Origin of the sequence: Streptomyces laculatispora (genome assembly GCF_017353455.1) — a bacterium.
In the GTDB taxonomy this organism is placed as follows: domain Bacteria; phylum Actinomycetota; class Actinomycetes; order Streptomycetales; family Streptomycetaceae; genus Streptomyces; species Streptomyces laculatispora.
In genome coordinates this window covers 1-10,976 of sequence record NZ_JAFMPZ010000547.1, presented here as the reverse complement: position 1 = coordinate 10,976, position 10,976 = coordinate 1, and the positions used below count along the sequence as shown (strand labels likewise).

The window sequence follows — 10,976 nt, the reverse complement described above, 5'->3', positions numbered from 1 at the left end:
ACCGCCCGCCCGCGGGTACCGGACAACGAAGGTCCGGCCGGAATCCCCCTCCGGCCGGACCTTCGCACGTGCCGCCTCGTGTGCACTTCCGCCGGGCGTCCCGCGGGCCACCGGCCGGCCGCTACGGGGTACGGACGAACACCGCGCGCACCCGCAGCGCGAGCCGCGGACCGACCACCGCGCGCATCGCGCCCACCCCGCACACATGCCGGTCGACCTCGGCGGTGGCGCGCACCACGACCTGCTCCCCGTCGGCCGTCACCTCGTCCACGGTGAAGTCCACGGGGACCTCCCGCTCCTTCACGGTGAGCACTCCGGTGAGCACCGGCGGGGCGCCCTGCGCCACCCGCTCACCGGCGTACCGCAGTACGGGGAACCGGCCGGCGTCCAGGAATCCCGGGCCGCGCACCTTCCGGTCGCGCTGCGGGTTGCCGGTGTCGAAGCCGGCCACGCCGACCGTCGCGTCGAGGTGGGTGAGCGAACCGGCGGCGTCGAGCCCGGCCCGTCCGGACCGCACGGGCACCGAACCCGTGACGGGGAAGAAGAGGAAGTGCCGGCCGGTGAACTCCACGGTGGACGCGGCCGGATCGAGCGTCCAGTCACCGGACAGGGCGGCCGGACCGGTGGGGGCGAAGACGTGCGCGGGTGCGTCGTTGCTGGAAGACATGGGGGGAATTCCCTTCGTGTTCGATGGACTTCGTTCCTGGTGGGCTGCGTTCCTGCTGTGGTTCGGTCGCTCTTGAGCTCCGCCGCACACGCCGAGGGGGCCTCACCGGCAAGGTGGAGGCCCCTCACGACGGAAGGCGCGGCGCTGCGATCCCGCCGGGCCGTGACGGCTCGGGCTACTCCGGGCGCGGGTCCCAGCGGAAGCTGCGTACGGAGATCAGCGCACCGATGACACCCCAGGCGGCGAGCACCGCCAGTTCCTTCCACTGGAAGCTCGCGTCCTGCGCGAAGGGCGCCAGCATGGCGTCGTTGAACGGCTTCACCGGGAGCAGCCCGGCGATCGTGTTCAGCACCCCGGAGTGGATCGGGAAGTAGCTGCCGGAGATGAAAACCAGCGGGAACTGGATGAACTGCACGACGGCGGGCGCGGCCTCGGAGTTGCGGATCAGCGAGGCGACACCGACGCCCAGGGCGCAGAAGCTGGCCGCACCGAGCACCAGGGTGACGCCGACGGCCGCCCAGTGGGTGGGCAGCGACACGTCGTACAGCGTGCCGATCCCGATGACGAGCGCCACGTCGATGACGCTCACCACGATGCAGTGGACGAGCAGCCCGGCGAAGTACACCCAGGCGGGCAGCGGGGTGGCGTGCAGCCGCTTGAGGACGCCGGTCTGCCTCCGCATGGCCAGGACGATCGCCAACTGGCCGTAGCAGGCGCCCAGTACGGACACGGCGGCGATGGTCGGCGTGTAGTACTGCATACCGCTCATGCCGAAGAAGAACTCTTCGCTGCCGCCGCCGCTGAACACCGCGCCGAAGATCGCGATGATGACGATGGGCAGCACGAACGTGAACACCATCGACTGCGGGTTGCGCCAGAACGACAGCTGCTCGTACCGGATCTGGTGGACGAGCATCGCGACCGAGCCGCGCCGGTCGGGCCGCTGCCGCGGGGCGCGCGGCTCGCGGGCGACGGACTCGGTGGTGGGGGGAAGGGTGCTGGTCATCGACGGCTCCGTCCGGGTCGGCGTCCCCGGCGTTCCGGAGACGGTGTGCGGCCCCGGTCGGCGGACGGCGACGAGGCATCCTGCTGCGCGTACGAACTGGTCAGGCCGAGGTAGATGTCTTCGAGCGTGGGCTGCTCGACGGTCAGCCGCTCCAGCGGCGTGCCCCGGTCGAGCGCCCAGGAGGTGAGCCGGTGCAGGGCGGCGGTCGGCTCCTCGGCCTCCGCGGTGACCAGGCCGTCCTCGGCGTCGGTGACCGCGAGCGGCACATCGGCGATCGCGGCGCCCCTGGGCAGCGCGAACCGGATGCGGGCGAGTGCGCTGTCCCGGCCGCCGAGCGTGTCCGGGGTGCCCGCGGCGACGATCTTCCCGCCCGCGATGACGGCGACGGAGTCGGCGAGCTCCTGCGCCTCGTCCATGTAGTGGGTGGTCAGCAGGATGGTCGTACCGGCGTCCCGCAGATTCCGTACGACCTCCCAGGCGCCGCGCCGGGCGTTGGGGTCGAAGCCGGTGGTGGGCTCGTCCAGGAACAGCAGCTGGGGGTCGCCGACGACGCCGAGGGCGAGGTCGAGCCGCCGCTTCTGCCCGCCGGACAGGTCCTTGACCTTCGCGTCGCGCTTCTCGCCGAGCCCCACCAGGTCGATGACCTCGTCGGTGCCGCGCGGTGCCGGGTAGTAGCCGGCGTTGCGTGCGACGGACTCGCGCACGGTCAGATACGGCTCGATGGCGATGTCCTGGAGCACGAGCCCGATCTGCCCGCGCAGCCACCGCCCGTCCGCCTTCGTGCCCGGATCCCGTCCGAGCACCCTGACGCTGCCGCCGTCCCGTTCCCGGAATCCTTCGAGGATCTCCATCGTGGTCGTCTTGCCCGCGCCGTTCGGTCCCAGGAGCGCGAAGATCTCGCCCTCCTCGACACTGAAGTCGACGCCGCTGACGGCCTCGTGGTCGCCGTACTTCTTGAGCAGGCCCTCAACGGCCACGGCGCTCACCGTCGCCGCTCCGTGCGTCGTTCTGGCGTCATGGGTGCCTCCTGGATCGAATGCCGGACCGGCTCTGTGTCCCTGGAAGCTAGGGCCGTCCACCGGGGCCGCGGCAGCCGCGCGGCCGTCTCGATGACGTCCGTCACGCAACTGGCGACAGTTGTCAGGGCACGGGGTGACAGGCGTTGCCGGGCGGCGGGGCGGTGCACATGCTCATGGTGCGACCGATGGCATTGCTCAGACGCGGAAGGTGGTCCCAGACGTGCGGTTCGGGAAAGACAAGGATGCGGGGACGCCTCGGATTACCGTCGTCGGGGCGGGAATCGGCGGTCTGGCCCTGGCGGGCGCGCTCGCCGCGAACGACCTGCCGTACGTGATCCACGAGCAGACCCGGCAGCTCGCCGAGGTCGGCGCGGGCGTCCAGCTCTCGCCCAACGCGATCCGCCCGCTGCTGCGCCTCGGCCTCGGCCCGGCGCTGCGCGAGCACGCGGTGCGCATCGAGGCGATGGAGGTACGCGGCTGGAGCGGCCGGCCCATCGCCCGCACCCCGCTGGGCGACGCGTGCGAGCGGATGTTCGCCGCCCCCTACCTCACCGTCCACCGGGCGCATCTGCACGACGCGCTGCTCTCGCTCGTCGACCGCGACCGCCTCGGCCTGGGACAGCGGCTGATCTCCGCCACCCGGACCGGTGACGGCGACGGAGCGGAGGACGCCGTGCGCCTCGCCTTCGCGGACGGCACCGAGTCCACCGCCGACGTGGTGGTCGGCGCGGACGGCATCCACTCCACGGTCCGCGAGACGTTCCTGCGCGACGAGCCGGTCTTCTCCGGCCTGGGCATCTACCGCGGGCTGGTTCCCGTGGACGCGCTCCCGGCCGGTGCCGAGAAGCCCCTGGTCCGCCTCTGGCTCGGCCCCGGCGGGCACTTCGTCTGCTACCCGGTCGCCTCCGGTGAGTACCTGAGCTACGCGGCCACCGTCCCGGTCACCACGGGCGCCCCGACGCGCGAGTCCTGGTCCCGGCCCGGCGACCCGGAGGCGCTGCGCGCGGCGTTCGGCCACTGGACGGGCCTCGTCTCCCACATCGTCGACGCCGTGGAGTCCACCCACCAGTGGGCGCTGCACGACCGGCCGCCGCTGCGCACCTGGTCCACCCGGCGCATCACGCTGCTCGGGGACGCCGCGCACCCCATGCTCCCGTTCATGGCCCAGGGCGCGAACCAGGCCATCGAGGACGCGATGGACCTGGCGTCCTGCCTGACCGGCTCCGCACCCCACGACATCCCCGGCCGCCTCGCCCGCTACGAGGCCCTGCGGGTGCCCCGCACCGCCGAGATCCAGCGCGGTTCCCGGGGCAACGCGGGCGTCCTCCATCTCCCGGACGGCCCGGCCCAGCGCCGCCGCGACGCACGGATGGCCGTGCACGCGGCCCTCAAGGACCGCGCCCTCCTGTACGCCCACGAGACGGGCCGCAGCGTGCTGCCCGTCCGTGAACCGGAGGCCCAGCCGGTCTGATCCGCCGTTCCGCCCGGCGGCGTAGCGTAGGAGCGTGAACGCGACTCCCGAGGTACTGGCCGTACTCGACGACCTGCTCGCCACCGCGGCCCCCGACGCCCGCGGAGCGCTCTGGCAACTGGACCGGCAGGGGCGGGAGCTGGACGCCAACCTGGTGCGCCTGCCGCCGGGCGCGGAGGTCGGCGAGCACCAGGAGGACGTGCTCGACGTCCTCCTGGTGGTCCTCGCGGGCAGCGGCCGTCTCACCCCGGCCGGTGGCGGTACGCCTCTGGAGCTGGCCCCGACGACGGTCACCTGGCTGCCCCGCACCTCCCGGCGGGCCCTGGCCGCGGGCCCGGACGGCCTCGTCTACCTCACGGTCCACCGACGCCGTCCCGGCCTCACCGTCAGGCCGGCGGTGTCCGCGCAGGAGGGCGGCGAGGCCCCGTGCTCCCTGGACCGGGTCTGCCCGGAGTGCGGCCGCATGTCCCGGGAACCGGCGCCGAAGTACTGCGCCGAGTGCGGGGAGCGGTTCCCGGAGCGCTGAGCGTCCGGGCCCCCGTCTGACATGAGGACACCGCCGGTCCCGCGCACGGGACGGACGGGCGGTGCCTGCGGCGGCGGCCGGCCCCGCGCGGGCTCGTGCGACCATCGTGCGATGGACCAGCTGCATCTTCGCCTCGCCGACGACGGCGACCTCGCCGCTCTCGTGCGCCTGCGTGACAACGCCGCCCGGTGGATGCTCACGCAGGGCATCGCCGGTCAGTGGCAGCCGGGTGAGCTGGATGAGGACGACTTCCGCCGGACCACGGAGCGCGGCGGGGAGGTCTGGGTCGCCGAGGCAGGTGACGGGGTGGCCGGGGCTTGGGAGTTGTGGTGGGAGGACGAGGACGCCTGGGGGCCGCAGCCGCCGGTGGCCGGCTATGTGCACCGGCTGATGGTGGACCGTGCCGGCGCCCCGCCCGGGACCGGCCGGCTGTTGCTGCACGCCGCGGAACGCCGGGTCGCCGCCGCGGGGCGGGAGTTCGTACGCCTGGACTGCCTGGCCGGCAACGCGCGCCTGAACGCCTACTACCTGGACGAGGGTTACCGGGCCGTCGGGCAGAAGGCGGGCAAGCCGCAGCCGGGCGGCACGCCCAAGTCGTTCACGCTCATGGAGAAGGCCTCGCGCGACGTCCGGTGACCACGGAAGCGAACCGGCCGTGGTGCGGGACCCCTTGCGACCGGCCGGCAGGGCGGCGCCGCCGCCCGTGCGCTGCTGTCCCACGGCTGGACGGTGCACGCGCTGGTTCGTGACCCGGACAGGGCCGAGGCGCCGGCGCCGCTGGAGCACGGCCGGCCACCGCGACCGGCCGGCTCAGCCGAGTGCGACGTCGGCGGACCGTGACTCGACGGCGTCCAGCAAGGCCAGTGCGGCATCGTCGAGGTCGATCGTTCCGGCGGCGACGTTCGCCTCCAGGTGGCCGGCGTCCGCGGTGCCCGGGATGAGCAGCGTGTTCGGCGCGTGGTGGAGCAGCCAGGCGAGGCCGACCTGCGCGGGGGTGCGGCCGAGGGACCGCGCGGCGGCGGTGACGGCCGGCTCGTCGGTCACCTTGGGCAGGCCGGGGAAGGAGCCGCCGAGCGGGAAGAACGGGACCCAGGCGATCTGCTCCTCGGTGCAGAGCCGCAGCATCTCCTCGTCGTCGCGCGACACCAGACTGTAGAGATTCTGGACGCAGGTGATCCCGGCGGGCAGGGCCCGGCGCAGCCCGTCCAGCGTGACGGCGCTCAGGCCGATCGCGCCGATCTTGCCCTCGTCCCGCAGCGCGGTCATCACGGCGAGCTGGTCGTCGATGTCGACCACCTGGTCGCCCTCGGCCCGCAGGCCCGGCCGGGTGTCCAGGCGGCGCAGGTTCACCACCGGGATGCGGTCGAGGCCGAGGGATTCGAGGTTGGCCTCGACGCCTGCCCGCAGTTGCTCGGGGCGCTGGGCGGGACGCATCGGGAAGGGGCCGCCCGGATCGGGTTCGGCGCCGACCTTGCTGACCACCACGACGCCGTCCTCGGGGCGGAACGCGTCGCGGATGAGCCCGTTGACGAAGCCGTCGCCGTAGAACTGGGCGGTGTCGACGTGGTCGACGCCGAGCTCGACCATCCGGCGCAGGAGCGCGATCGCGGCGTCGCGGTCGCCGCGCAGGCGCTCCAGCTGCATCGCGCCGTACCCGATGCGGGAAACCGTGAGGTCCCCGATCGTCGCGGCGCCCCCGGCACGCGGGGCGCCGGTGGCCGTGAGACGGCGGGAGGGGGAGCCGTTCGCAGTCATGGTGATTCCGTCCTCATGAGAAGATGGAGAAGCGGAGGAGCCTCCGTGTAATCGACTGTAGCACTCTTACCGGAGGTGCCTCCGTTTTGAAGTCCCCCGACCCGGCACCCCCGGGAACCGGCCCCGGGAAGAAGCCGCGCACCCCCCGCGTCGACGCGCTGCGCAACCGGGACAAGCTCGTCCGGGTCGCCGGGGCCGCTTTCGCGGCCGCTGACGGCACCGTCCCGCTCGAAGGCATCGCCCGCGAGGCCGGTGTCGGCATCGGCACGCTGTACCGCCACTTCCCGACCCGCGAGGCCTTGGTGGAGGCCGTGTACGCCGCCGAACTCGACGACGTCGCCGCCAGCGCTCCCGCCCTGCTCCAGGAGCTCCCGCCGGACGCGGCGCTCCGGGCCTGGATCGAGCGCTACGCCGCGTTCATCGCGACGAAGCGCGGTATGGCGGACACCCTCCGCGCCGGCTGGGCCTCGGGGCGGATCGCCACGCCCGCCACCCGGGAGCGCATCACCACCGCCATCGCCACGATCCTTGCCGCCGGGGCCGAGGCCGGTTCGCTTCGCGCCGACGTCGAGCCGGAGGACATCACCGTGATGCTGCTGGGGATCTTCCTCGCCCGCACTGCCGGCCACACCTCCGGGCAGACCGGACGGCTGATCGATCTCGTCATGGACGCGCTGAGGCCGGCGACGGCGGACTGACCCCGGCCTCCCGGCCGGGAGGCTTCAGCCCGCGTGGTACCCCGGGCGCTTGTTGCGCACCTCGGCGTTCAGCCGGGACTGCAGCGAGTCAATGAAGGCGTACGGGACGGCGCGCGGCGGCGCGCTGACCTCGTCCAGCCGGGCGCGGAGGCCGTCGGGCAGGGTGAAGTCGAGCGCGTCCAGGTTGGACCGGATCTGCCCGGGCTTGCTCGCCCCGAGGATCACCGAGCCCACGGCGGGCCGGTTGGCCACCCAGTTCAGCGCGACCTGTGCGGGGCTCCTGCCGATCTCCCGTGCCACCTCGGTCAGTTCGGCGACGATGCGCCAGTTGCGTTCGCTGCGGTTGTCCATGGCGGGCGCGCTGGAGGCGGCGACCTTGATGCGTCCTTCCGGCAGGTCGGCGGCCGTTGCCGCACCGGCGGAGTACTTGCCGGACAGCAGGCCCTTGGCGAGGGGGCCCCAGATCATCAGCCCCATGCCCAACTCCTGTGCCAGTGAGGGGAACTCGTACTCCAGCCCGCGCTCGGCGAGCGAGTACTCCAGCTGGAGGGCGACGAGGGGTTCGTAGCCGCGCCACTCGGCGAGCGTCTGGGCCCGCGCCGCGTACCAGGCCGGTACGTCGGAGAGCGCGATGTACCGCACCTTCCCGGAGGAGACCAGGTCGTCCAGGCCCCGCATGACCTCTTCGGCCGGGGTGAGGGCGTCCCACGCGTGCACGATGTACAGGTCCACGTAGTCGGTGCCGAGCCTGCGCAGCGAACCCTCCAGTGAACGCAGCATCGCCTTGCGTCCGTTGCCGCCCGCGTTGGGGTCGCCCTCGCGTCCCCCGAGGGTGAACTTGGTGGACAGCACGGTGCGGTCGCGGATGCCGCGCTCGGCGATGAGCTTGCCGACGAGCTCCTCGCTGGTGCCCTGGCCGTAGATGTCGGCGGTGTCGACGAAGTTGCCGCCGGCGTCGAGGTAGGCGTCCAGGATCTGCCCCGAGGCCTGGGCGTCGGAGCCCCACTCGGGCTGGCCGAAGGTCATGGTGCCGAGCGCGAGCGGGCTGACCCGCAGTCCGGACCGGCCGAGTGTGTAGTAGGCGTCGAGCGTCATCTGTCCCCGTCTCTGTAGCGGAAGTACGGCCCGGCGAGCGTCATCATCTGGCGGGCATGATGGTTGTAACGTGAACGAACATAACGTCAGATGCCCAGTCCTGGTCAAGCGTTATGGGTAAAGTGCATTAACAAATATTGCGGGTCATGGTGTGCGTCAGCACCGTGCGGTAGGTTTCCCGGAGGAGGCAGGCATGCAGCAGCACGTGGCCGACGCGAGCGGCGTACGAAGGACCAAGAGCACGGGCACGGGTACGAGCGCCGGCACGGGGGCGGGTACGGGCGCCGGCCTGTCGGAGCTGTGCGAGAGCTCGGACGTGCTCCTCGGTTTCGTGAACACCACGCCTCACGGCAGCGGGCCGGTGGAACTGCTGGGCGACAGCGCGAGCCTCACCGCCTGGCTGACCGGAGCCGGCCTGATGGCGGCCGACGCGGCCGTGACCCGGGCCGACGTCGTGGCCGCGCACGAGCTGCGGGCCGCGCTCTGCACGGTCTTCCTCTCACGCTCCGGCTGCGAGGGCAGCGCGGACCGGCTGCCGGAGGCGGAGCAGTATCTGGCACGCATCGCCGAGCGCTATCCGCTCAAGCTCAGGATCACCGCCGAGGGCTGCCGGCCGGTTCCCGCACAGACCGGAGTGCTCGGCGCCTTCGCCGGTCTCCTCGGCGCCGCGGCCGACCTGGCCTCGCGCGGCGCCTGGCTGCGCATGAAGATCTGCAAGAACCCCACCTGCTACTCGGGCTTCTTCGACCGGACCCGCAACACCTCCGGGCTGTACTGCAGCACGGCGTGCTCCTCGCAGGCAGCGCAGCGGGCGTACCGCAACCGCATCAAGGACGCGTCCTGCGCACAGGCGTCATGACACACGAGCCACCGGCGGCGCGGCCGAAAGGGGTGGCACGGGCCGGTTCGCCCTGGACGCGCGGCCGGGTGCTCGCGGCGTCGGCCGCACTCATCGCCGTACTGCTCACTTTCCCCCGGGCGATCCCCAACTGGGCTTTCCACGTGGGGAGTTTGCTGGAATCCTTCCTCCCCTGGCTGGGCCTGGCGGTCGTCCCCCTGCTCGGCCTCGCCCTGCTGCGCCGCTCGGCCACGGCCCTGCCGGCGCTGCTGCTTCCGGTGGCGGCCTGGGCGTACGCCTTCGGCGGGCTGCTCCTGCCCGGCACGCATCCCGGTGCACATGCCCTGGTCGTGGTGCAGCACAACGTCAGCGACGAGAACACCGCCCCGGCGGCCACGGCCCGCACCCTGGCGGACGCCGGGCCCGACCTCATCGCCATGGAGGAACTGCTGCCGACGGCCCGACCGTTGTACGAGAAGACCCTCGCCCCGCACTACCCGTTCCACGCGGTCCGGGGCACGGTCGCCCTCTGGTCGAAGCACCCGCTCTCGGGCACCCGCCCGGTGGGCATCAAGCCCCGCGGGATCACGGAGTCCTGGCAGCGCGGACTGCGGACCGTGGTCCACACCCCGTACGGCGACGTCGCGGCGTACGTCGCGCACCTTCCCTCGGTACGGGTCGGAGCCGGCGGCCTGACATCCGCCCGGCGCGACGAGAGCGCCGTCCTGCTGGGCCGGGCCGTCGCCGCCGAGAAGGTCGGCACGGTGATCCTGCTGGGCGACCTCAACGGCACGGTCGACGACCGTGGACTGGCCCCGCTGACTTCACAACTGAACCTCTCGGAACGGGGATTCGCCTTCAGCTTCCCGGCCTCCTTCCCGCTGGCCCGGATCGACCAGGTGATGGCCCGGGGCGCGGAGGTCGGCCCCCTGCGCACCCTGTCCGCCACTGGCAGCGACCATCTGCCGGTCGCCACGCGGATCTCGCTCGCACCGCCTGACAGCCCTCAGCGCAGTGGTTCCGGGCCTGCGCCGATCCGGAAGTAGTCGAGCATCACGGTGCAGGACGCGCAGGGTGGTTCGTACGTGCCGTGTGCCGGGTCGTCCACCCGGCCCGCACGGGTCACGGTGATGGTCGTGGCGGCGGATTCGAAGAACTCCCCGACCCAGAAGTCGTCCATCCGCCGGTCACCCCAGTGTTCCTGCATCGCCCACATCCGGTCGGAGACGAGTGCGGCCTCGACGCAGCGACCCGCGTGCGGGACCCGCTTGTCGGACCAGAGGGAGTCGAACAGTTCCTGCAGAACCGGGTGGAGGTGCGGGCTGCGGCTGTAGTCGATGACCGGACGGGAGTAGGACCGGCCGGCGAACACCAACGTGCCCACGGTGCGCGGCAGGTGGGAGGTGTCGGCAGCAGGGACATCTTCCAGTGACGGGCTCCGGATGCCCCTGACCAGTTTGACCAAGGCCTCGTCGAGGCCGGCGCCGTGCCGGAAGTAACCTCCGACCGGGTGGGAGAGGTAGACACACCCGCTCTCGCCCATGATGAGTTCGCTGCCGTCCTCGTCCCTTCCGAAGGCCAGGGTGAGTTCGCCCAGCCAATTCCGGAGCTCTTCGGTGTCGGCGGCGTTCAGCCACACGCTTGTGCCCCCGACGGTGAAGGGGAAGGCGGCGACGGTGGTTCCCGGCCGGCACGGCTCGACGGTGAGGCCGCCGAACTCGGCCAACGCGGATTCGAGGGCGGTGAATACCGTGCCGGGGATCCCTTTCGCCACCATCTCCGCATTCGTACGGCGGATCCATTCGGCCTGCCGCGCACTGACGTCCCGCCCGGGGAACCAGCCGGCGCTACGGAGGGCGGCTTCGACGTCAGGGGGGAAGCGGCCGGGGACGTGCGGGGGG

Annotated in this window: 12 protein-coding genes; 6 read left to right on the top strand and 6 right to left on the bottom strand. The window is 72.5% G+C overall.

The genetic code is table 11. From position 1 onward, the window contains the following. Nucleotides 1–121: 121 nt before the first annotated feature. The 3 genes from J1C73_RS29015 to J1C73_RS29005 all read right to left on the bottom strand — a co-directional run bounded on the left by J1C73_RS29015 (nucleotide 122) and on the right by J1C73_RS29005 (nucleotide 2,659). Nucleotides 122–667, bottom strand: coding sequence for a YceI family protein (locus J1C73_RS29015; protein WP_207318969.1), 546 nt, complete (start codon nucleotides 665–667; stop codon nucleotides 122–124). 175 nt (nucleotides 668–842) lie between these two features. Then, nucleotides 843–1,673, bottom strand: a complete 831-nt coding sequence (locus J1C73_RS29010; RefSeq protein ID WP_123460847.1) for an ABC transporter permease — start codon at nucleotides 1,671–1,673, stop codon at nucleotides 843–845. Then, nucleotides 1,670–2,659: an ABC transporter ATP-binding protein gene (locus J1C73_RS29005; protein ID WP_207318968.1), complete on the bottom strand. Its 990-nt coding sequence runs from the start codon at nucleotides 2,657–2,659 to the stop codon at nucleotides 1,670–1,672. The genes J1C73_RS29010 and J1C73_RS29005 overlap by 4 nt, the downstream gene beginning before the upstream one ends. Nucleotides 2,660–2,912: 253 nt before the next feature. Between J1C73_RS29005 and J1C73_RS29000 the strand changes: the two genes are divergently transcribed. From J1C73_RS29000 to J1C73_RS28990, 3 genes are all read left to right on the top strand, one after another. Further along, the gene (locus tag J1C73_RS29000; RefSeq protein WP_207318967.1) at nucleotides 2,913–4,163 is read left to right on the top strand and encodes an FAD-dependent monooxygenase; all 1,251 of its coding nucleotides are present in this window, start codon (nucleotides 2,913–2,915) and stop codon (nucleotides 4,161–4,163) included. A gap of 34 nt (nucleotides 4,164–4,197) precedes the next feature. After that, entirely contained in the window at nucleotides 4,198–4,689 is a 492-nt protein-coding gene (locus J1C73_RS28995) for a hypothetical protein (RefSeq protein WP_207318966.1), read from the top strand. Between the two features lie 111 nt (nucleotides 4,690–4,800). Then, complete coding sequence (locus J1C73_RS28990; RefSeq protein ID WP_207318965.1) at nucleotides 4,801–5,325, top strand: GNAT family N-acetyltransferase; 525 nt, start codon at nucleotides 4,801–4,803, stop codon at nucleotides 5,323–5,325. A gap of 174 nt (nucleotides 5,326–5,499) precedes the next feature. Here J1C73_RS28990 and J1C73_RS28980 read toward each other — a convergent pair whose 3' ends face one another. Beyond that, a complete protein-coding gene (locus J1C73_RS28980; protein ID WP_207318964.1) occupies nucleotides 5,500–6,444 on the bottom strand; it encodes an aldo/keto reductase in 945 nt (314 codons plus the stop codon). Nucleotides 6,445–6,530: 86 nt separating this feature from the next. Between J1C73_RS28980 and J1C73_RS28975 the strand changes: the two genes are divergently transcribed. After that, the gene (locus J1C73_RS28975; RefSeq protein ID WP_242644863.1) at nucleotides 6,531–7,142 is read left to right on the top strand and encodes a TetR/AcrR family transcriptional regulator; all 612 of its coding nucleotides are present in this window, start codon (nucleotides 6,531–6,533) and stop codon (nucleotides 7,140–7,142) included. A gap of 24 nt (nucleotides 7,143–7,166) precedes the next feature. Here the strand turns inward: J1C73_RS28975 and J1C73_RS28970 are convergent, their stop codons facing one another. Then, the gene (locus tag J1C73_RS28970) at nucleotides 7,167–8,237 is read right to left on the bottom strand and encodes an aldo/keto reductase (protein WP_207318962.1); all 1,071 of its coding nucleotides are present in this window, start codon (nucleotides 8,235–8,237) and stop codon (nucleotides 7,167–7,169) included. Nucleotides 8,238–8,430: 193 nt separating this feature from the next. Between J1C73_RS28970 and J1C73_RS28965 the strand changes: the two genes are divergently transcribed. Together J1C73_RS28965 and J1C73_RS28960 are read left to right on the top strand one after the other, a co-directional pair. Then, entirely contained in the window at nucleotides 8,431–9,096 is a 666-nt protein-coding gene (locus tag J1C73_RS28965) for an ABATE domain-containing protein (RefSeq protein WP_207318961.1), read from the top strand. Further along, a complete protein-coding gene (locus J1C73_RS28960) occupies nucleotides 9,093–10,121 on the top strand; it encodes an endonuclease/exonuclease/phosphatase family protein (RefSeq protein WP_242644862.1) in 1,029 nt (342 codons plus the stop codon). Before J1C73_RS28965 ends, J1C73_RS28960 begins: the two co-directional genes overlap by 4 nt. Here J1C73_RS28960 and J1C73_RS28955 read toward each other — a convergent pair. Then, nucleotides 10,082–10,976: SUKH-3 domain-containing protein (locus tag J1C73_RS28955; protein WP_207318960.1), on the bottom strand; the 895-nt coding region annotated here is incomplete at its 5' end. The two genes, J1C73_RS28960 and J1C73_RS28955, sit on opposite strands and share 40 nt — an antisense overlap.